18 protein-coding genes and 1 riboswitch are annotated in these 19,960 nt (G+C 74.9%); of the genes, 5 read left to right on the forward strand and 13 right to left on the reverse strand.

From position 1 onward, the window contains the following. Positions 1 to 6: 6 nt before the first annotated feature. The 6 genes from ACSLIC_RS22565 to ACSLIC_RS22590 all read right to left on the reverse strand — a co-directional run bounded on the left by ACSLIC_RS22565 (position 7) and on the right by ACSLIC_RS22590 (position 7,384). A complete protein-coding gene (locus ACSLIC_RS22565; protein ID WP_436739525.1) occupies positions 7 to 1,077 on the reverse strand; it encodes a PP2C family protein-serine/threonine phosphatase in 1,071 nt (356 codons plus the stop codon). Positions 1,078 to 1,222: 145 nt separating this feature from the next. After that, positions 1,223 to 2,026, reverse strand: coding sequence for an ABC transporter ATP-binding protein (locus ACSLIC_RS22570; RefSeq protein WP_436739526.1), 804 nt, complete (start codon positions 2,024 to 2,026; stop codon positions 1,223 to 1,225). Beyond that, the gene (locus ACSLIC_RS22575; protein WP_436739527.1) at positions 2,023 to 3,081 is read right to left on the reverse strand and encodes a FecCD family ABC transporter permease; all 1,059 of its coding nucleotides are present in this window, start codon (positions 3,079 to 3,081) and stop codon (positions 2,023 to 2,025) included. Before ACSLIC_RS22575 ends, ACSLIC_RS22570 begins: the two co-directional genes overlap by 4 nt. Beyond that, entirely contained in the window at positions 3,078 to 4,127 is a 1,050-nt protein-coding gene (locus tag ACSLIC_RS22580; RefSeq protein ID WP_436739528.1) for an ABC transporter substrate-binding protein, read from the reverse strand. Before ACSLIC_RS22580 ends, ACSLIC_RS22575 begins: the two co-directional genes overlap by 4 nt. 60 nt (positions 4,128 to 4,187) lie before the next feature. Then, a riboswitch (cobalamin riboswitch) is annotated at positions 4,188 to 4,378 on the reverse strand. Between the two features lie 66 nt (positions 4,379 to 4,444). After that, positions 4,445 to 6,571, reverse strand: a complete 2,127-nt coding sequence (locus tag ACSLIC_RS22585) for an MMPL family transporter (RefSeq protein ID WP_436739529.1) — start codon at positions 6,569 to 6,571, stop codon at positions 4,445 to 4,447. A gap of 306 nt (positions 6,572 to 6,877) precedes the next feature. Next, complete coding sequence (locus ACSLIC_RS22590; RefSeq protein ID WP_436739530.1) at positions 6,878 to 7,384, reverse strand: MarR family winged helix-turn-helix transcriptional regulator; 507 nt, start codon at positions 7,382 to 7,384, stop codon at positions 6,878 to 6,880. A 190-nt stretch (positions 7,385 to 7,574) separates the two neighbouring features. On the opposite strand from ACSLIC_RS22590, the gene ACSLIC_RS22595 reads away from it, so the two are divergent. Continuing rightward, on the forward strand, positions 7,575 to 9,122 hold the full coding sequence (locus ACSLIC_RS22595; RefSeq protein WP_436739531.1) for an SDR family oxidoreductase: 1,548 nt from the start codon (positions 7,575 to 7,577) through the stop codon (positions 9,120 to 9,122). A gap of 30 nt (positions 9,123 to 9,152) precedes the next feature. Continuing rightward, a complete protein-coding gene (locus ACSLIC_RS22600) occupies positions 9,153 to 10,526 on the forward strand; it encodes a cryptochrome/photolyase family protein (RefSeq protein ID WP_436739532.1) in 1,374 nt (457 codons plus the stop codon). Positions 10,527 to 10,717: 191 nt separating this feature from the next. Here the strand turns inward: ACSLIC_RS22600 and ACSLIC_RS22605 are convergent, their stop codons facing one another. The 4 genes from ACSLIC_RS22605 to lpdA all read right to left on the reverse strand — a co-directional run bounded on the left by ACSLIC_RS22605 (position 10,718) and on the right by lpdA (position 14,873). Continuing rightward, positions 10,718 to 10,939, reverse strand: a complete 222-nt coding sequence (locus ACSLIC_RS22605) for a hypothetical protein (protein WP_436739533.1) — start codon at positions 10,937 to 10,939, stop codon at positions 10,718 to 10,720. A 206-nt stretch (positions 10,940 to 11,145) separates the two neighbouring features. Next, complete coding sequence (locus ACSLIC_RS22610) at positions 11,146 to 12,426, reverse strand: MASE1 domain-containing protein (protein WP_436739534.1); 1,281 nt, start codon at positions 12,424 to 12,426, stop codon at positions 11,146 to 11,148. Next, the gene (locus ACSLIC_RS22615) at positions 12,423 to 13,262 is read right to left on the reverse strand and encodes a PP2C family protein-serine/threonine phosphatase (RefSeq protein ID WP_436739535.1); all 840 of its coding nucleotides are present in this window, start codon (positions 13,260 to 13,262) and stop codon (positions 12,423 to 12,425) included. The genes ACSLIC_RS22610 and ACSLIC_RS22615 overlap by 4 nt, the downstream gene beginning before the upstream one ends. 213 nt (positions 13,263 to 13,475) lie before the next feature. Further along, the gene (gene lpdA, locus ACSLIC_RS22620; protein WP_436739536.1) at positions 13,476 to 14,873 is read right to left on the reverse strand and encodes a dihydrolipoyl dehydrogenase; all 1,398 of its coding nucleotides are present in this window, start codon (positions 14,871 to 14,873) and stop codon (positions 13,476 to 13,478) included. Between the two features lie 188 nt (positions 14,874 to 15,061). Between lpdA and ACSLIC_RS22625 the strand changes: the two genes are divergently transcribed. Continuing rightward, positions 15,062 to 15,487 (forward strand): hypothetical protein, encoded by a 426-nt coding sequence (locus ACSLIC_RS22625; protein WP_436739537.1) that lies wholly within the window; start codon positions 15,062 to 15,064, stop codon positions 15,485 to 15,487. A gap of 154 nt (positions 15,488 to 15,641) precedes the next feature. Here ACSLIC_RS22625 and ACSLIC_RS22630 read toward each other — a convergent pair whose 3' ends face one another. Further along, a complete protein-coding gene (locus ACSLIC_RS22630) occupies positions 15,642 to 15,965 on the reverse strand; it encodes a DUF6343 family protein (protein ID WP_436739538.1) in 324 nt (107 codons plus the stop codon). A gap of 376 nt (positions 15,966 to 16,341) precedes the next feature. Between ACSLIC_RS22630 and rsgA the strand changes: the two genes are divergently transcribed. Next, positions 16,342 to 17,475, forward strand: a complete 1,134-nt coding sequence (gene rsgA, locus ACSLIC_RS22635; protein WP_436739539.1) for a ribosome small subunit-dependent GTPase A — start codon at positions 16,342 to 16,344, stop codon at positions 17,473 to 17,475. Positions 17,476 to 17,689: 214 nt separating this feature from the next. After that, a complete protein-coding gene (locus ACSLIC_RS22640; RefSeq protein WP_436739540.1) occupies positions 17,690 to 18,196 on the forward strand; it encodes a methylated-DNA--[protein]-cysteine S-methyltransferase in 507 nt (168 codons plus the stop codon). 6 nt (positions 18,197 to 18,202) lie between these two features. Here the strand turns inward: ACSLIC_RS22640 and ACSLIC_RS22645 are convergent, their stop codons facing one another. Continuing rightward, on the reverse strand, positions 18,203 to 18,679 hold the full coding sequence (locus ACSLIC_RS22645) for a DUF456 domain-containing protein (protein ID WP_436739541.1): 477 nt from the start codon (positions 18,677 to 18,679) through the stop codon (positions 18,203 to 18,205). A 77-nt stretch (positions 18,680 to 18,756) separates the two neighbouring features. After that, the gene (locus ACSLIC_RS22650; RefSeq protein ID WP_436739542.1) at positions 18,757 to 19,740 is read right to left on the reverse strand and encodes a helix-turn-helix domain-containing protein; all 984 of its coding nucleotides are present in this window, start codon (positions 19,738 to 19,740) and stop codon (positions 18,757 to 18,759) included. Positions 19,741 to 19,960 lie beyond the last annotated feature (220 nt).

Below are 19,960 nucleotides of genomic sequence, written 5' to 3' on the forward strand. Positions count from 1 at the left end.
ACCCGGTCAGTGGGCGACCGCGAGGACCGCGCGGTCGTCGGTGGAGACCCCGCCCGTCCAGGCGTCGACCCGGGTGAGGAGGCCGTTGACCGTCGCCTTCGCCGAGGAGCAGGACACGCCCTCCAGGCCGCGCGCCGGGTCGAAGAAGACGCCCTCGGGGTTCCGCGCCTCCGTCACGCCGTCGGTCACGAAGAGCAGGCTCGACCCCGGCGGGAAGCGGAACTCCTGGTGCGGCGAGACCTCCTGGCCGAGCCCGGCCATGCCCAGCGGGAGGTTCGGCACCTCGGCGTCGAGGGCCCGCGCGCGGCCGTGCGCCACCAGGTACGGGCCGGGGTGACCGAAGTTCAGCAGCCGGACCTCCTGTCCGCCGTGCGGGAACTCGGCGAGGACCGCCGTGGTGAACCCCTCCAGCTCCAGCTCCGCGCCGAGTGCCGGAGCCTCGCGGGCCAGCCGCCGGTCCAGCCGGGCGCCGAGCTCCTCCAGCGTGGGCAGGTCCTCGGCGGCCTCTCGGAACGCGCCGAGCAGCAGGGCGACGGTGCTGACCGCGCCCATCCCCTTGCCGCGCACGTCCCCGATGAAGACCCGCAGGCCCCACGGGGTGTCGTGGACGGCGTACAGATCACCGCCGATCCGCGCCTCGCTCTGCGCGGCCCGGTAGGAGGCGGCGATGTCGTACCCGGCCAGCCGGAGCGGCGGTTCGGGCAGCAGGGCGAGCTGGACGCTCTCGGCGACCGTGCGGACCTCGGAGATGCGCTTGCCGTAGCGGGAGAGCAGCCTGTTCAGGTCGAGGGCGACCGCCCCGGCCACCACGATGTACAGCATGCCGACGATCTCCCGAGGGTCACCGGGACCGCCCTGCCTGAGCCCGGTCAGCAGCTCCAGGACGAAGGCCACCACCACCACCCGGACGGTGCCCCGGAACGTCATGATGGAGCCGGCCGCCACGCACGCCAGCACCAGCAGCGGGCCGCCGCTGACCTCGGGGACGGTGACCACGTCCACCAGGACGCCCACGGCCAGAAGCGCCCATGGAACGAGCCCCGAATACGCGGGCCAGCGCTGTCCGATCCTGTCCATGGCGGGGTCCTTCCTGTCGAACGGCGTGCAGCTCTCCTCCCGAGAGTTGACACGCCCCCACCGGCCGGACCCGGCAGACACGCCTACCCGCCCGTACCCTCTTCGATTCCCCGGGCACCGCTCCGGGCCCGGCGCCCGAGGCCGGTCAGTGGCGCGCCCTCGGCGCCAGGAAGCGGACGAACGTCCCCCCGCCGTCGGCCACGACCCGGGCCCGCACCCCGTACACCTCCTCGATCAACCCCTCGCGGAGCACCGCCCCGGGCGCCCCCGAGGCCACCGTGCGCCCCGCGCGCAACACCACGACCTCGTCGCAGAACATCGCCGCGAGATTGAGGTCGTGCAACGCCACCACACAGGTCACGGGCAACCCCGCCACCAGCGACATCAGCTCCAGCTGATGCCGCACGTCCAGGTGGTTGGTGGGTTCGTCCAGCAGCAGATGACGCGGCTCCTGCGCCAGCGCCCGGGCGATCTGGGCCCGCTGCCGCTCCCCGCCGGAGAGCGTGTGCCAGAGCCGGTCGGCGAACGGCGTCAGCCCGGTCCGCTCCAGCGCCGCGCGCACCGCCTCCTGGTCGGCCGGCCCCGGCGCCGCCCACGTCCTGCGGTGCGGTACGCGCCCGAGTCCGACCACGTCGCGGACGGTCAGGTCGGTGTCGGTTGCCGCATGCTGCCCGACCACGGCGAGCCGCCGGGCCGTCTCGCGGCGGCCCAGTCCGTCGGGGGTGGAGCCGTCCACGGTGACGGTGCCGCCGGAGGCCGCGAGCAGACCGGCCAGCAGCCGCAGCAGCGTCGACTTGCCGGAGCCGTTGGGCCCGATGAGCCCCACCGTGCTGCCGGCGCGCGCCTCCAGGTCCACGCCGTCCAGGATGAGCCGCCCGCCCGCCGACCGCGAGACCCGCTCGGCCCGCAGCACCGGCCGGTCGTCCGGAGAGGCCTCGTGACCGGTCATGAGGGCCTCCGGGTGCGGTACATGATGAGGACGAAGGCGGGCACGCCGATCAGCGAGGTCACCACGCCGACCGGAATCTCCTGCGGCGCCAGCACGGTCCTGGCCAGGGTGTCCACCCAGACCAGGAAGACCGCGCCGCTCAGCGCCGCCACTGGCAGCAGCCGCCCGTGCAGGGTGCCGGCCAGGGCGCGGGCCGCGTGCGGCAGCACCAGGCCGACGAAACCGATCGCCCCGGCCGCGCTGACCAGCGCGGCGGTGAGCAGCGCGGTGACGCTCAGCAGGATCAGCCGGGTGCGCGCCACCTGGACACCGAGCGCGGCGGCGCTCTCCGTACCGAAGGCGAAGGCGTCGAGCTGGACGGCTCGTGCCCCGCACACCACCAGGGCCGCCATCAGCACCGCCAGGCACGCCCACACGTCGGTCCAGGTGGCACCGGAGAGGCTGCCGAGCAGCCAGAAGAGGATGCCCCGGGTCTGTTCGGCGTCGGCGGCGAACATCACGACGAACGAGGTGAGCGCCGAGAAGAGCTGCATGCCCGCGACGCCCGAGAGCACCACCCGGTCGGTGGTGCCGCCCAGGCTGTGGCTGAGCAGCAGCACCAGCCCGAAGGAGACCAGGGCGCCGACGAAGGCACCGGTGGAGACCGAGAGCGCGCCGCCGCCCAGGCCCAGGACCACCACGGCGACCGCGCCGGTCGAGGCCCCGGAGGAGACACCGAGGACGAACGGGTCGGCCAGCGGGTTGCGCAGCAGCGACTGCATGACCACACCGCAGACCGCGAGCCCTGCCCCGCAGACGGCCGCCAGCACGGTACGCGGCAGCCGCAGTTCCCAGACGATGCCCTCACGGACGGGGGTCAGCCCGCTCTCGCCGCCGCCGAGGCGGGAGAGGACCACGGCCCACACGTCGGGGACCAAGACGTGGGCCGGGCCGATGGTGATGGCGACCGAGACGGAGGCCAGCAGCAGGGCCAGGGCGAGGAGGCTGAGCGTCCACGCCCCCGGTCGCCGCGTCCGCCCGTCCCTCGCAGCGGGCCGCGCGGCGGTGGCGGTCACTTGGCGAGCCCGAACTCACGCAGCTTGGCGGCGACTTCCTCGATCCCGTCGACGGTGCGGATCGAGGGGTTCATCGCGGCACCGCTCAGCAGCACGTACCGCTTCTCCTTCACCGCCGTCATGGCGCGGGTGGCGGGGCCGGACTCCAGGAACGCGATCTTCTCCGCGGCGCTCTCCGCCGTCTGCGACTTGCGGGTCAGGTCGCCGATGACCAGGACGTCGGGGTCGCGGTCGGCGACCGCCTCCCAGTTGATCTGCGGCCACTCGTCCTCGGTGTCGTCGAAGACGTTCTTCGCCCCGACGGCCTCGGTGATGATGCCGGGCGCGCCGCAGCAGCCGGCCATGTACGGCGCCTCGGAGTTGGCGAACCAGTAGAGCAGCGTGGGGCGTTCGTCCTCGGGCGCCTTCCTGGTGCCGAGTCCGGCGGCGGCCTCCGCGGCCCGCCGGGTGAGGTCGGCGACGAGCTTCTCCCCGCGCTCCTCGACGCCGAAGACCTTCGCCAGGTCGGTGATCTCGCCGTGGATGTCCGCCATGGTGAGCGGCTTGTCCCGCGAGCCGTCGCCGTCGCCGGTGTCGGACTTGGCACAGTCGGCCGGCGAGACGTACGTGCCCACGCCGAGGTCCTCGAACGCCTCGCGGGTGGCGACGCCGCCCTTGCCGAGGGTCGACTCGAAGGAGGCGGTGACGAAGTCCGGTTCTTCGTCGAGGACCCTCTCGAAGGAGGGGTTGTTGTCGGCGAGCCGCTCGACCTCGGCGTTCTCCTTCACCAGGTGGGGCAGGACCGGGTCGGTCCAGGTGGCGGTGCCCGCCATCCGGCCGGCGAGGCCGAGCGAGAGGAGGATCTCGGTGGAGTCCTGGTTGAGCGAGACGGCGCGCCGCGGCGGCTGCTCGACACGCACGGCGCGGCCGCAGTTCTCCAGCGTCGTCGCCCCGGCCCCCTTCGCACCGGCCGACTCGACGTCACCTCCTCCGCAGGCGGTGAGCAACAGGCCGAGGACGGTGCAGGAGGCGGCGAGGGAGGTCCGGCGGAAGGGCGCAACGGGCACGGGGGCGCTGCTTTCGGTGTCGAGGCTCGGTCGCGGAGCCTGGCGTACAGGAACCCCGCCCGTACGGGCGGGGGGCCAGCAGGTCTTCGGACTCGGGGTCGTCCGGACGGCGCGCCTTCCCGGGGATGCCCCAGTGGCGTACTGCGCCGCCCGTCACCCTCACCGCTGCGCGTCAGTTCCGGATTCGCACCGGATTCCCTGACCCGTTCGCATCGAGATGCGTGGGTACGACTGGCGTGCGAAAGCTAGCACAGCGGACCTCCCGCGCCCGGGGGCGGGGGAGGTCCGTGGTATGCGTACGGCCTGCGGTCATGCGGTCATGCAGTCATGCGGGGCTCGCTCGCGGCCTCCTTCGCGGGCTCGGCCCGGCGGCTGAGCGCCCCCGGCCACCAGGAGGCGGGGCCGATGTCGCGGACCAGGGCGGGCACCAGCAGGGAGCGGACCACCAGGGTGTCGAGCAGCACGCCGCAGGCGACGATGAAGGCGATCTGGGCGAGGAAGGCCAGCGGGATCACGCCGAGCGCCGCGAAGGTCGCCGCCAGGACCACGCCGGCCGAGGTGATGACGCCGCCGGTGGTGGTCAGGCCGCGCCGGACGCCCTCCCGGGTGCCGTGCAGCGCGGTCTCCTCGCGGACCCGGGACATCAGGAAGATGTTGTAGTCGACGCCGAGGGCCACCAGGAAGACGAAGCCGTAGAGCGGGACGGAGGCGTCGGTCCCGGAGAAGCCGAAGACGTGGGTGAAGACCAGCGCGGAGATGCCGAGGGTGGCGGCGAAGTTCAGCGCCACGGTGAGCACCAGCAGCAGCGGCGTCACCAGCGAGCGGAGCAGCGCGATCAGGATGACGAGGATGATCGCCAGCACCACCGGCATGATCAGGTTCCGGTCGGCCTCGGCGGTGCGCTGGGTGTCGTACTGCTGCGCGGTGTAGCCGCCGACCCGGGCGTCGGCGCCGTCGACCGCGTGCACGGCGGTCCGCAGCCGGGCCACGGTCTCCTTGGCGGCGTCGCTGTCGGCGCCGTCCTGGAGCGTGGCGTCGATCCGCACCCGTCCGTCCACGACCCGCGGTTCGCCGCCGCCCGGCCGCCCCGACTCGGTGACCGGCGCGACCGAGGCGACGCCCGCGGTCTTCTCGGCCGCCGCGACCACCTCGTCGGCCCGGCCGGCGTCGGCGATGACGACGGCCGGGTTGCCCGCGCCGCCCGGGAAGTGGCGGCTCAGTGTCTCCTGGGCGGAGACCGAGGGCGCGTCGTTGACGAAGATCTCGTCCAGCGGGACACCCCGGCTGGTCAGCGTCGGGGCGAAGGCCGCGCACGCCAGGAGGGCGGCCAGGGTGATCGCCCAGACCCTGCGCGGCGTCCGGTCGACCCGGTCGGCGACCCGCTGCCACAGGCGGTGGCTGCCGCCGGTGCCGGTGACCTTGGGGCGGGCCGGCCAGTAGGCGGCACGCCCCAGCAGGACCAGGGCGGCGGGCAGGAAGGTGAGCGCGCTGAAGACCGAGCAGACGATGCCGATGGCGCCGACCGGGCCGAGCGCCTGGTTGTTGGTGAGGTCGCTCAGGAGCAGGGCCAGCAGGCCGAGGGCGACGGTGGCGGCGCTGGCGGTGATCGGCCCGAACGACTGCCGCCAGGCGAGCCGCATCGCAGTGAACCGGTCGCCGTGCAGGCTCAGTTCCTCCCGGAACCGGGCGGTGAGCAGGAGCGCGTAGTCGGTGGCGGCGCCGATCACCAGGATCGACAGGATGCCCTGCACCTGCCCGTCGACGCGGACCACGTCCCGCTGGGCCAGTGCGTAGACCACCGCGCAGGCGAGCCCGAGGGCGAGGACCGCGCCGAAGATGATCACCAGGGGGAGGAGCACGCTGCGGTAGACCACCAGCAGGATCAGCAGCACGGCGACGAGCGCGACACCCAGCAGCAGCCCGTCGATCCCGGCGAAGGCGTCGGAGAGGTCAGCCTGGCTGGCGGCGGGCCCGGCGATGGCCACCGCGGTGCCCGGCACCTTCGCCGCAGCCTGCCTGATCTCGTCCAGTACGGGCTGGAGTTCGTCCAGCCCGGCGCGGAGCGGAACGACGCCCTCCAGCGCCTCGCCGTCCTCGGAGGCGAGGGCGGGGGAGGGCCGTCCGGCCGTGAAGTCGGCGTCGGCGAGGGCGGCGAGGGTGCCGGTGGCGGCCTCGCGGGCGTCGGCCGGCAGCCGCCCGCCGTCCTTGGCGGTCCAGACGACGAGGGCGGGCACGGACTCGTCGGCGGAGAAGGCCCGCTGCTCCTCGGACACCTGGGTGGACTCGGCGCTCTGCGGCAGGAAGGCGGCCTGGTCGTTGGTGGCGACCTCGCCGAGCTTGCCCGCGTACGGGCCGAGGGTGCCGCCGATGCCGAGCCAGGCGATCAGCAGGACGAGGGGAACGAGGATTCGGGCGGTTCGGCCCTTGCGGGCGGCGCTGGACATCGCACTCCTGGGACGTGGCGCGGGCGGCGCGGAATCGGGTTCGGACGGGCTGGCGGACGAGCGTGGGTACGGGGGCGCCCACGCTGTGGAGAAGACTCGATCGCTGACTATCTCAATGATTGAGAGATCCCGGGTGATGCTACGCATACCCGTCTCCGGGCCGGACAAGGGGTACGCCACACCGCGTGCGGGCAGCACCGCGCGGCCACGGCCTCACGTCACACTTCACCCTTCCGGGCGAGTACGGCCGCCGGATGCGCCGTGGGCGGGGAGTTCGCCCCGCAAGCCCCGCGGACCGGCCGCGCGTCAGGCGCCCGGACGCTGCTGTGGCCCCCGGATGCGCGCGAACTCCTCGTTCATCGCGGCGAGGAAGCGCAGCGCGGCGTCCGCCTCCTCCCGGGTCAGCCGCGCCCTGGCCGCGGCGGCGGCCGTCGCGAGCGGCTGGAAGTGGGCGCGGGCCAGCGCCTTGCCGCCCTCCGCGTAGTGCAGGTGCACCACCCGCCGGTCGCGGGTGTCCCGGGTACGGCGGATGTGCCCGGCGCGCTCCAGCCGGTCCAGGCAGGCGGTGACCGCGCCGGAGGTCAGGCCCAGCCGCTCGCGCAGCCGGCCCGGCGTCATCGGCTCGGGGGCGTCCAGGATCGCCGCGAGCGCCTGCACATCGGTGGCGTGCAGGCCCTGCCCGGCGGCGAAGGCGTGCGCCAGCCGGTTGACCTCGCCGTGCATGCGGCGCAGCTCCACCGCGAGCGCCACCAGGTCCGGCCCGCCGCCCGCCGGGCCACCCGCCCCGCCCGTCACCTCGTCTGTCCCGGCCACGCCGCCAGCCTATCGGCGTCCCCGCCGCACCCCGCCCGCCCCCGGCGCACCCGCGTGCCCGGGACGCGCGGAAGAGGGGACGGCGCGAGACGGTGGGGGTCAGGGGACGGACCCCGACGTCCCGCAACGACGGTCCCGACCCGGCCGTTCCACCGGGTCACCGAAGCCGGAGAGAGCCATGAGCGAGGCCATGAGCAGCAACGAGCACCCCACCGCGGCCGTCCCCGAGGGCGACGGCGCGCTGGCCCTGGTCACCGGAGCCACCGGCTACGTCGGCGGCCGCCTGGCCCCCGCCCTGCTGGACGCCGGCTACCGGGTCCGCGCCCTGGCCCGTACCCCGCGCAAGCTGCGTGACCTGCCCTGGACCGAGCGCGCCGAGGTCGTCCGGGGCGACGTCACCGACGCGGACTCGGTGCGGGAGGCGATGCGCGGCGTGGACGTGGCGTACTACCTCGTCCACGCCCTCGGCACCGGCTCCGGCTTCGAGCGCACCGACCGCGAGGCGGCCCGGATCTTCGCCCGCGCGGCCCACGAGGCCGGGGTCCGCCGGATCGTCTACCTCGGCGGCCTCACCCCCGAAGGCGTCCCCGAGAGCCGGCTCTCGCCGCACCTGCGCTCGCGCGCCGAGGTCGGCCGCATCCTGCTCGACTCCGGGGTGCCGGCCACCGTGCTGCGCGCCGCCGTGGTGCTGGGCTCCGGCTCCGCCTCCTTCGAGATGCTCCGCTACCTCACCGAGCGGCTGCCGCTGATGATCACCCCGAGCTGGGTCAACACCCGTATGCAACCGGTCGCCGTGCGCGACGTCCTCGCCTACCTGGTCGGCTCCGCCGCCATGCCCCCCGAGGTCAACCGCACCTTCGACATCGGCGGCCCCGACGTCCTCACCTACCGCCAACTGATGCAGCGGTACGCGTCCGTCGCCCACCTGCCCCGCCGCCTGATCCTCCCCGTCCCCGTCCTCACCCCTCACCTCTCCAGCTTCTGGATCGGCCTGGTCACGCCCGTGCCGGCGGACATCGCCCGCCCACTCGCCGAGTCGCTCCGCCACGAGGTGGTCTGCCGCGAGCACGACATCGCGCGGTACGTCCCCGACGCGCCGGGCCGGCCGCTCGGCGTCGACGAGGCGCTCGCGCTGGCGCTGCGCCGTGTCCAGGACGCCCAGGTCGCCACCCGCTGGTCCTCCGCCTCCGTCCCCGGTGCCCCCAGCGACCCGTTGCCCACCGACCCCGACTGGTCAGGCGGCAGCCTCTACGAGGACCGGCGCGAACGCGTCGTCGACGCCTCCCCCGAAGCCCTGTGGCGGGTCGTCGAAGGCATCGGAGGGGAACACGGCTGGTACTCCTTCCCGCTTGCCTGGGCGGTGCGCGGCCGCCTCGACCGGCTGGTCGGCGGGGTGGGCCTCAGACGCGGGCGGCGCGACGCCCAGCACCTGAGAGTCGGGGAGTCCCTCGACTTCTGGCGGGTCGAGGAGATCGAGCCGGGCCGCCTGCTGCGGCTGCGCGCCGAGATGCGGCTGCCCGGTCTGGCCTGGCTGGAGATGACCGTCGACCGCGACGAGGCCGGGCGCACCCGCTACCGCCAGCGCGCCGTCTTCCTGCCACGCGGACTGGCCGGCCAGGCGTACTGGTGGTCCGTCTCGCCCTTCCACGCCGTCGTCTTCGGCGGCATGGCCCGCAACATCGCGCTCACCGCCGCCCGCGAGGAGGACGCCCCCGGGACCTCCCGCCCCTCTCCCTGAACGCCGGCCCGCCCTCCCCGAAAGAGCGTCATGACCGTCTCCCTCGTCCTCTTCACCTCCGACCTGCGGCTGCACGACCAGCCCGCGCTACGGGCCGCGCTCGACGCGACCGACGCCGTGGTACCGCTCTTCGTCCGGGACGACGCCGTGGCCGAGGCCGGGTTCGCCGCGCCCAACCGGTCGGCCTTCCTCGCCGACTGCCTCACCGACCTGGACCACTCCCTGCGAGAACGCGGCGGGCGGCTCGTGGTCCGCTCCGGCGACCCGGTCGAGCAGGTCTGCCGGGTCGCCGCCGAGGCCGACGCCGGCGAGGTCCACCTCGCGGAAGGCGTCAGCGCCTTCGCCCGGCGCCGCGAGGAGCGGCTGCGCGGGGCGCTGGAGGCCGAGGGGCGGCGGCTCTTCGTCCACGAGGGCGTCACCACCGCCCTGCCGCCCGGCGCGGTCACCCCCGCCTCCTCCGACCACTTCGCCGTCTTCACCCCGTACTTCCGCAAGTGGTCAGGGCGGCACCTGCGCCGGCCCCTCGGCGCGCCCCGCACCGTGCGGGTGCCGGACGGGATCGGCTCCGAGGCGGTGCCCGCCCGGCGGGACGTGCGCGGGGTCTCCGCCGCACTGGCGGCCGGCGGGGAGAGCGTGGGCCGCGACCGGCTCACCGCCTGGCTGCGCCGGGGCGCCGGGGCGTACGAGGAGCAGCACGACGACCTCGCCGGTGACGCCACCTCACGGCTCTCCCCGCACCTGCACTTCGGCACCCTCTCACCCGCCGAACTGGTCCACCGGGCACGCGGCGAGGAGGGCCCGGGCCCGGCCGCCTTCGTCCGCCAGCTCTGCTGGCGCGACTTCCACCACCAGGTCCTCGCGGCCCGCCCCGACGCCGCCCACGCCGACTACCGCACCCGCGGCGACCACTGGCGCACCGGCCGCGACGCCGCGCACGACACCGACGCCTGGCGCGCGGGCCGCACCGGCTTCCCGATCGTCGACGCCGCCATGCGCCAGCTCGCCCACGAAGGATGGATGCACAACCGGGGCCGCCTGCTCGCCGCCAGCTTCCTCGCCAAGACCCTGTACGTGGACTGGCGCACCGGCGCCGACCACTTCCTCTCCCTCCTGGTCGACGGCGACATCGCCAACAATCAGATGAACTGGCAGTGGGTCGCCGGAACCGGCACCGACACCCGCCCCCACCGCGTCCTCAACCCCGTCCGCCAGGCCCACCGCTACGACCCCGACGGGGCGTACGTACGCCGCTGGGTCCCCGAACTGGCCGGCGTCGAGGGCGGCGCCGTCCACGAGCCCTGGAAACTGGCGGGGCCCGACCGGGCGGCCGTCGACTACCCCGAGCCCGTGGTGGAGCTCGCCGAGGGACTCGCCCGGTTCCGGCGGGCGCGGGGGCGGGAGTAGGGCTGCCCCGTCCCGGCGGGGCGCGGGGCCGGCTGGGCCCCGCCGGGACGGGACGGGTTGCGGCCGGTCCCCGGTGCCGGTGGGGCGGCCTCAAACGTCGGCCGGGCTGGACTTTCGCCGACCGGGGGCGTGGTCGCGGGTCCGCCCGCCGCCCCCGCCGCGCGAAGCGGGGGGTGCGGCGGGCGGCGGTGCTACGGGGCGGAGGTGTCGAGCGCGGCGAGCGCCTGAGCCCAGCGGGCGTACTTCAGCCGCGCCAGGTCGGAGACGGTCTTGACGCCGAACGCCTCGTCGAGGAGTTCACCGTCCCGGTCCGAGACGCCCTTCAGCGCGGAGACCGGCTCCGCGAGGATCTCCGGCAGACTCTTCTCCGCCCACGCCTTGTCCAGCACCTTGTCCAGGTCGATCGAGGCCACAGCTGTCCTTTCGGGAACATGCGATTCGGTGATCCGGGGGGCCGCCCCTGCGCTCTCTACACGCATGTAGAAAGTTAGCGGGCGTGGATCTTCCCGTGGGGGCCGACCTGGTGCATCTCGCCATGGAGTGTCCGAAAATGCGCACTCGGCGCGGCGGTACGGGACGGGGGCCAGGGGTGGCCGGGCCGGGGGCGGCGCGGTGCCCGTCAGCCGGCGCCCCACCCCGCCCCCGTCCTCCCGCGCCCCTCGTCCCCTTCGGGTCCCGGTTCCTCCTCCGCCCTTCCGGCTCGTCGGCCGGCGGCGCCGGGGGCGAGCGTGTCGACCACCTCGGCCAGTTCCTGGCAGGCATCCTCGATGCGCTCGCGGATATGGCGGCGCTCGGTCATCAGGGAGGAGAGGAGCAGGCCGGTGAGGGCCACCGAGACGTTGAACGCCTGGAGGTTGAGCATCACCGAGCCCACCCCCCGCCCGGCGAACGGCCCCTCCTCGTCGACGGCCGCCGTCACCGCCAGCACGGCGACGATCAGGGCGGCGGGCGCGCTGCCGGTCAGCTCGAACCGCAGCGCCGCCCAGATCAGCAGCGGGAAGGCGAGGAACAGCAGGTCGAGCGGACTGTAGATGGCCACCGAGGTGAGGGTGCCGGTCACCGCGAGCAGCCCCAGCAGTTCGGTCCGGCCCAGCGCGTCGCGCGGGAGGCGGGGGCGGACCAGCACCACCAGCAACGGCACCACGACCAGCACCCCGAGCGCGTCCCCCGCCCACCAGGCGGCCCACACCGGCCAGACGTCGACGGGGGAGATCTTGCCGGTGGCCAGCAGGGTGCCGGTGCCGGCCGCCGCGCTCACCGTCATCCCGCCGAGCGCCCCGAGGAAGACCAGGGCCAGCCCGTCCCGCAACCGCTCCAGCGAGGGGCGGAAGCCGACCAGCCGCAGCAGGTACCAGGAGGTGAGCGGTGCGAGGGTGTTGCCCACCGCCGTCAGCACGGAGAACGCGGTGACCGGGCTGATGGTGGAGGTCACCGCGAGCATCCCGAGGGCGATGCCCGGCGCGATGCGGGGGCCGAAGGTGAAGAGAGCGGCGAGGGCCACCCCGGAGGGCAGCCACAGCGGTGTCACGGTGGCCCCCTCGATCACCACCTGGCGCAGCAGGCCGAGCCGGCCGGCGCCGTAGTAGGCGAGAGCGACGGCGAGGATCAGCGTCGCCAGGCGCAGGGCCCGCACCGGCGCCGCCGCCGCCCGCCCTTCCCGGCGCGGACCGGCCCCGGCGGCCCGGCGCAACTGCTCCAGCGACAGCCCGGCCCGCCAGGAGCCGGTCCGCTCGGGGGAAGCGCCGCCGGGCGGACCGGGCGGTACGGAGCCCTCCGAGGGGGCGGCCTCCTCCGGCGGCGCCGGTTCGTGGGCGCCCGGTGGCCTGCCCGGGCCGGGGCCGGACGGGCGCCCGTCGGGACGGTGCCTCCGGCGGCCCGGGGGATCGGGGCGAGGGGTCACGGGTGCCCGCCTCCCGGTGCGGTTCCCTCGTAGGCGAGGACCAGGACCGCCGCGTCGTCCAGGTGGCCGGTGCGCCCGGCGACGCGCATCACGCGGTCGGCGAGCGAGCCGGGGGCGAGCCCCACCCCGGCGATCACCAGCTGGGTGACGCGGGCGAGGCCCTCCTCGATCGAGAACGAGGGCCCCTCCACGACGCCGTCGGTCAGCAGGACGTACGCTCCCGGGCGCGTCCAGCGGCGGCGGGTGACCGGGTAGCGCTCGCCGGAGAGGATGCCGAGCGGCAGGCCGCCCACGTCCTCGGCGACGCCGCCTTGGCCGTCGGCCGCCGCCCAGACCGCGCCGACGTGGCCGGCCCGCGCGCTGTACAGCTCGTTGGTGGCGGGGTCGAAGCGGAGGAAGGAGCAGGTGGCGAAGAGCGGGCCGTCCACGGAGACCAGCAGGTCGTTGACGCGGCTCAGGATCTCGCCGGGGTCGCTGACGGTACTGGCCACCGCCCGCAGCGCCATCCGGACCTGCCCCATGAAGGCGGCCGCCTCCACGTCGTGGCCCTGGACGTCGCCGATGGAGAAGCCGAGGGTGCCGTCGCCGAGCTCGAAGCCGTCGTACCAGTCGCCGCCGATGTCGAGCCCGTCGCGGGCCGGTGCGTACCGGGCGGCCGCCCGCAGTCCCGGGACCTGCGGCAGGCGCGCGGGCAGCATCTCCCGCTGGAGCGCCTCCGCCAGCTCCACCCGGGCCTGCTGCACCTCCACGCGCTCCCGGGCGACCGCGGTGAGCCGCCCCAGCCGGGTCAGCAGGGCGTCCGCGCTCTCCTCGCGCGGGGGGCGTTGCCCGTTCATCGACCGCTCCCGGGTCCGTCGGGTCGGCCGGGGTCGTGACCGAGACACCCGCCCGCAGAAAACCTCGCATCATCCTATTTCGCCCCGCTTCGTCCCGCCCGCCGGGCGCGCCGGACCGACGCGCCCGGCACACTCCGTGCGGGGCAGGGGCAATGGCCGGGACCCCGCCGGCGCTGCCCAGGAGCCGTCAGCGGACGGAGTCCGTCCCGCGCCTCACATGTTGATCATGTGTCCGGCCAAGCCGTGCACCGCTTCCTTCACCGCCTCGCCGAGGGTCGGGTGGGCGTGGACGTTGCGGGCGACCTCGTGGACGGTCAGGTCCCACTGCTGGGCCAGGGTCAGTTCCGGCAGCAGTTCGGTGACGTCGGGGCCGATCAGGTGGCCGCCGATCAGCTCGCCGTGCGTCCCGTCGCTGATGAGCTTGACGAAGCCGCCCGTGTCGCCGAGGCCGTGCGCCTTGCCGTTGGCCATGAAGGGGAACTTCGCCACCTGGACGTCGTAGCCGAGTTCCCGGGCCTGGGCCTCGGTGTAGCCGAAGCTGGCGATCTGCGGCTGGCAGTAGGTGGCGCGCGGGATCATCGCGTAGTCCAGCTCCATCGTCTCCGCGTCGCCGATCGTCTCGGCCGCGATGACGCCCATCGCCTCGGCGGTGTGCGCCAGCATCAGCTTGGCGGTCACGTCGCCGATGGCGAAGATGTGCGGCACGTTGGTGCGGCAGCGCCCGTCGATGTCGATGGCGCCCCGCCCGGTCAGCGCCACGCCGGTGTTCTCCAGGCCGTAGCCCGCCACCCGGGGCTGGAAGCCGATCGCCTGGAGGACCTTGTCGGCCTCCAGCACCTGCCGCTGCCCGTCCTTGCTGACCGTCACCCGCACCTTGGGCCCGGAGTCCTCGATCGACTCCACCCGGGTCGAGGTCAGTACCTCGATGCCGAGCTTCTTGTAGCGGCGTGCCAGTTCCTTGGAGACCTCGACGTCCTCGTTGGGGACCATCCGGTCCAGGAACTCGACGATCGTCACCTTCACGCCGTAGTTGTGCATGACGTAGGCGAACTCCACGCCGATCGCGCCCGCGCCGGCGATGACGACCGACTCGGGCAGGTCACGCGTCATGATCTGCTCCTCGTACGTCACCACCCGCTCGCTCAGCTCGGTGCCCGGGAGCAGCTTGGTGGTGGCTCCGGCGGCGATGACGCAGTGGTCGAAGGTGACCGTCCGGCTGCCGTCGGGGCCGTCGACCCGGATCGTGTGGTCGTCGGTGAAGGTGCCCCGGCCGTCCAGCTCCGTGATCTGGTTCTTCTTCATCAGGTAGTGGACGCCCTTGACCCGGCCGTCGGCCACCGTGCGGCTGCGGTCGAAGGCGGGCCCGTACTCGAAGGTGACCTCACCGTCGATCCGGATGCCGAAGGTCTTCGCCTCGTTGTTCACCAGGTGGGCGAGTTCCGCGTTGCGCAGCAGTGCCTTGGAGGGGATGCAGCCCACGTTCAGGCAGACGCCACCCCAGTACTTCTCCTCGATCACCGCCGCCCGCAGCCCGAGCTGCGCGGCCCGGATCGCCGCCACGTACCCGCCGGGGCCAGCGCCCAGCACCACCACGTCGAAGTGTGTACTCATGGTCACAGCCTCGCGCCTCCCGCCGCCAAAGCAAAACGGAAACCGGCCCGTCGCGGCGCGGCCGGGTTTCACCACCGGTACGGGGGACTACCGGCCGGGCGCGGGGCTGCCTACCGTGGACCCCGCGCGGGCGGTACGGCCCGCACCGGCCGCCCTGCGCGGCCGAAGTGACGCAGGGGGAGAAGAACTTGGACGCCGAACTCGCCGCGCTCGCCGCCAGCGGAGCCAGTTCCTTGGTCGGCCTGATGGTCTCCGACGCCTGGTCGGCCACGCGCGGGCGGGTCGCCCGCCTCTTCGCCCGGGGCGGCGACGAGGAGCAGGTCGCCGGCGAGCTGACCGCCGCCCGCGCCGAGCTGGCCGAGGCCGACCGCAACGGCGACGCGGAGCACCGGGCCGACATCCAGGAGGAGTGGCAGCTGCGCCTGCGCCGCCTGCTGCGCGCTGACCCCGAGGCCGCCGCCGAACTGCGCCGGCTGCTCGACGAGACCGCCCCTGCCGAGCCGTCCGGAGGCGGCGTCCACATCAACAACACCGTCACCGGCGGCACCCACCACGCTCCGGTGATCCAGGTCGGCCAGCTCGGCCACGGCACCTTCGGCGCCCCGCGCGGCTGATCCCCGGCCCGGCCGTGGCCCACGGAGGCGCCCCGTCCGGACGCTCCCCCTCACCCTTCGGCATGCGCCCCCGCCCCGTCCGGCCGACGATGACCGCATGGACTGCGAGCCGATCAGGCCGTCGATTCCGCCACCGTCGCCGACCGGCGCGGCCTCAGGACGGGCGGTCGCGTGCCGCCTCGCGCGCGGCCGCCCGGGCCCGCGAGCGCCGGCGCACCACGACGAGCAGGTCGACCACGGCGATCAGGGTGAGCACCCCGAAGATGGCGGCGAGCACGGTGAGCGAGGTGCCGCTGGGACTGTCCGTCTCGGACGAGGACGCCGCCCAGACCGAGAGCAGCACGGTCACCGCCGCGAAGAGCGGAACGGCGACACAGGAGATCACCAGGCGCAGGCCGAGCGCGCTGCGGGCGAGGACGGGTTCGGTTCCGGTACGGCCGCCGCTGGGACCGGGCTGACCGGGCGGGTGCTGGGGCACGAGGACCACCTTCCCGTGGACGTGTCGCCCGCGAGCGCGCCGGTGCACGCGTGCGGGCCGTCCCCTCCACGCTAGCCCCGGTGCGCGGGCCGGGCAGATCCTGCGGGTGCGGTCCAGGCCGGGCCCGGAAAAACCTGTGGCCCCCTCACTCCGCCCCGGGCTACGGTCCTCACAGTTCACGACGGTGGCCGCGCACTCACGCGCCGCCACGTCCCCTGCCGTACGAACCAGGAGGTGTGACCGATGGCTGTCGAGACCGAGACGGGCTTCGCCCGCACTCAGCGTGCCGCTGCTCCCACCCGCCGCCCCCGGGCGACCGACCGGTAACGACCGGCCCGTACGACGCCCCCGGGGCCGCCCTTCGAAGGGTCCCCCCTTGTCTTTCGCCGCCTCCACCGAGGTCTCCACCCGCTCCGCCGCCTCCACCGTCCTCCCTCCGGCCCTCGTCCCGTACGGATGGGACGCCGACTGGCAGGACGCCTTCGGTCCCCACGCCGCCCGTGGCCTCGTCCCCGGCCGGGTCATCCGGGTCGACCGCGGCCAGTGCGACGTCGTCACGCCGGACGGCACCGTCCGCGCCGACACCGCGTTCGTCGTGCCCCGCGACCCGATGAAGGTCATCTGCACCGGTGACTGGGCCGCCCTCGACCCCGAGGGAGGCCGCCCGCGCTACGTCCGCCACTACCTGCCGCGCCGGACCGCCTTCGTCCGCTCCGGCTCCTCGAACCGCTCCGACGGGCAGGTGCTCGCCGCCAACATCGACCGTGCCGTCGTCGCCGTCCCGCTCGCCGTCGAACTCGACCTGGCCCGGATCGAACGCTTCACCGCGCTCGCCTGGGAGTCCGGCGCCGAACCGCTGGTCGTCCTCACCAAGGCCGACCTGGTACCCGACCCGGTCACCCTCGGCCATCTCGTCGCCGACGTGGAGCGGGCCGCACCCGGCGTCACCGTCCTCGCCGTCAGCAGCGCGGACGGCACCGGAACGGAACGCCTGGCCGCACTGGTCGGCTCCGGCACCACGGTGCTCCTCGGCCAGTCCGGCGCGGGCAAGTCCACGCTGGCCAACACCCTGATCGGCGAGGAGGCCATGGAGGTCCAGGCCGTCCGCGACATGGACGGCAAAGGCCGCCACACCACCACCACCCGCAACCTGCTCACCCTGCCGGGCGGCGGCGCCCTCATCGACACCCCGGGACTGCGCGGCGTCGGTCTGTGGGACGCGGGCTCCGGCGTGGAGCGGGTCTTCGCCGAGATCGAGGAGTACGCCCGGCAGTGCCGCTTCCAGGACTGCGCGCACCACAGTGAACCGGGCTGTGCCGTCCTGGCCGCCGTCGACGCCGGGGAGCTGCCGGTGCGGCGCCTGGAGAGTCACCGCAAGCTTCAGCGGGAGAACCAGCGCATCGTCGCCAAGACCGACGCCCGCCTCCGCCGGGAGATCCGCCGTGAGTGGCGGATCAAGGGAGCCGAGGGCCGGGCCGCCGCCGACGCCAAGCGCGGCCGCATCCGCTGACCGATACCCGCGCCCGGTCCGGCGAGAGGCCCGGCACGCGAGGGTCCGGGGCGTCCCGGCCCCTCGGTGCCCGCCGGTCCGCTGTGGCGGCAGGACCGGCGGGCCACGGGCGGAACGCCATGTCGTTTTCCCGCCAGCCCCCGGGCCCCGGGCCCGGCACACTGGAACTGCCCGCCGCACCCGCCGGGCGCCACCCGCACCGCCAGGAAGAACGATGACCGCGTACTGGACCACTCACGCCGGGCCGCTCGGCCACCTCCTCCTCACCTGCGACGCCGCCGGCGCCCTCACCTCGCTCACCGTCCCCGGCGCCCCCGGCGCCAAGGGCCTCCCCGGCCCCGGTGCCGTCCGCGACGACGCCCCCTTCGCCGAGGCCCGCCGCGAACTCGACGCGTACTTCGCCGGGGACCGCGACCGCTTCACGCTCCGCCTCGGCACCCCGCCCGCGACCGACTTCCGGCGGCGCGTGTGGGCCGCCCTCGACGAGATCCCGTACGGCACCACCGTCAGCTACGGACAGCTCGCCGCCCGTATCGGCGTCGGCGGCCCAGCCGTCCGCGCGGTGGGCGGCGCCGTCGGGGCCAACCCGCTGCTGATCGTGCGCCCCTGCCACCGGGTCGTCGGCGCCGACGGGTCCCTCACCGGGTACGCCGGGGGACTGGAACGCAAGACCTGGCTGCTCGGCCTGGAGCGGGCACCGGCCGCCACCCCCGCCGGCTGACCGGGCTCACCCCCACACCAGCGCCCCCGCCCAGGCGCCCGCCACCAGCAGGCAGGCGAAGAGTTCGACCAGGACCCGCCAGCCGCCGCGCCGCAGCACGTCCCGGACCGCGGCCGCCGCGTCCCCCCGGCGGCCGAGCCGCACCCGCTCGGTCGCGTACAACCCCACCAGCGCCCCCGGGAGCGCCCCCACCACGGGCACCACCACGAACCCGGCGAGCGCGCCCCACCCCGCCCACTGGGCCAGCCGCGCCCCCATCGGTTCCCCCGAGCGGCCGGGCAGCTGCCAGCACACCAGCCGCGCGACCAGCAACAGCACCGAGGCGCCGACCAGTACCCCCCAGGCCGTCGACGACCGGTCCTGGAGCGCCCACCACAGCGTCGCCGCCCACACCAGCCAGGTGCCCGGCAGGCCCGGCACCAGGACGCCCGCGAGGCCCAGCACCATCACCACCCCCACCAGCAGCAGCTCCCAGGCACTCATTGACCCAGGCTGCGCGGGTCCGCCCCGGGACGCAGGCCGGGCGGGGCGTCCGGGCGCCCGCCACCCGGGTGGCCCGGTCAGTCGCGCGCCACCCAGCCGCGCTCGTACGCGTGCCAGCCCAGCTGGAGGCGGGTCGTCACCCCGGCCAGTTCCATCAGCCGCTTCACCTTGCGCTGCACCGTCCTCAGCCCCAGGTCCAGCTGCTTGGCCACACTCACGTCGGTCAATCCCGCCAGCAGCAGCGACAGGACCTCCAGGTCCGTCACGTCCGGGCCGTCCGGCGCCTCCTCGAAGGGGCCGTCGGCGCCCAGTCGCAGCGGCAGCGCGTCCCGCCAGACCGCCTCGAACAGCCCCGACAGGGACTCCAGCAGCCCACTGGCATGGACCACCAGCGCCGCCGGGGCCGCCGCCCCACGCGAGGTGAGCGGCACCATCGCCAGCGAGCCGTCCGCGACCACCAGCTTGGTCGGCACCCGCTCCGCCACCCGCACCCGCTCCTCGCGGCCCATCGCCTCGGCCACCTCGCGCAGCCCCCCGGGCCCCGCGATCACCTCTCGCTCCAGCACCACCCGGTAGGCCACACCCCGGTCCGCCGCCTGGTCCTCCGCCGCGTTCTCCTGGCCGGTGACGGCCACCGGGGCACCGGTGACCAGCGCGCACACCTCGTGCCTCGCGCCGTACTGCATCTGGAGGAAGCGCTGCGAGACCGCCTCCGCGCCGGTCACCACCTCCACCAGGTCCTGCACCGCGGGTTCGGCCGCCCGGGCTCGGAACTCCTGCGCCAGCAGCGCCGCGGCCAGCTCTGCCCGGTCCAGTTCGTGCCGGCGCTGCGTCACCAGCGCGCCGAGCGCCACGCCCGGGGGAGCGGCCACCCAGCGGCCGGCCGCCGCCGTGGAGCGGGCGGCCAGCCCGTGCTGCTCCAGCCTGCGCAGCACCCGGGCCGTCCCCGCCTCGTCCGTGCCCAGGCGGTGCGCGAGTTCCGGCACCTCCGCCACCCCGACCGCCACCAGCGCGCGGTACGCCGCCTCGTGCCGCTCGTCCAGACCTATCGCCGCGAGCATCGCCGCTCCCCTCCCCGGTCGTTCACCGGCCCGGCCGCCGGCTGGCGGAAACCAGCCACGGCACAAACCCGCCTGCCCTCATCATCCCCGTACCCCCGGACCGTCTGCCACTGTGTCCGCACCGCGACCCGGCAACCCGCCGGGCCTGCGGCGATTCCTCCCGGTCTCCGTCGTCGGAGCCCCCGTGTGCCCGCTCGGGCCGCGTGCCCGCTGCCGCCGG

It is taken from the genome of Streptomyces sp. BBFR102 (assembly GCF_051397025.1).
Lineage (GTDB): Bacteria > Actinomycetota > Actinomycetes > Streptomycetales > Streptomycetaceae > Streptomyces.

Coding starts and splice junctions, on each gene's coding strand:
- ACSLIC_RS22565 (WP_436739525.1), bottom strand. CDS start 1,077: ATGGACAGGATCGGACAGCGCTGGCCCGCGTATTCGGGGCTCGTTCCA.
- ACSLIC_RS22570 (WP_436739526.1), bottom strand. CDS start 2,026: ATGACCGGTCACGAGGCCTCTCCGGACGACCGGCCGGTGCTGCGGGCC.
- ACSLIC_RS22585 (WP_436739529.1), bottom strand. CDS start 6,571: ATGTCCAGCGCCGCCCGCAAGGGCCGAACCGCCCGAATCCTCGTTCCC.
- ACSLIC_RS22595 (WP_436739531.1), top strand. CDS start 7,575: ATGAGCAGCAACGAGCACCCCACCGCGGCCGTCCCCGAGGGCGACGGC.
- ACSLIC_RS22600 (WP_436739532.1), top strand. CDS start 9,153: ATGACCGTCTCCCTCGTCCTCTTCACCTCCGACCTGCGGCTGCACGAC.
- ACSLIC_RS22615 (WP_436739535.1), bottom strand. CDS start 13,262: ATGAACGGGCAACGCCCCCCGCGCGAGGAGAGCGCGGACGCCCTGCTG.
- lpdA (WP_436739536.1), bottom strand. CDS start 14,873: ATGAGTACACACTTCGACGTGGTGGTGCTGGGCGCTGGCCCCGGCGGG.
- ACSLIC_RS22640 (WP_436739540.1), top strand. CDS start 17,690: ATGACCGCGTACTGGACCACTCACGCCGGGCCGCTCGGCCACCTCCTC.
- ACSLIC_RS22645 (WP_436739541.1), bottom strand. CDS start 18,679: ATGAGTGCCTGGGAGCTGCTGCTGGTGGGGGTGGTGATGGTGCTGGGC.
- ACSLIC_RS22650 (WP_436739542.1), bottom strand. CDS start 19,740: ATGCTCGCGGCGATAGGTCTGGACGAGCGGCACGAGGCGGCGTACCGC.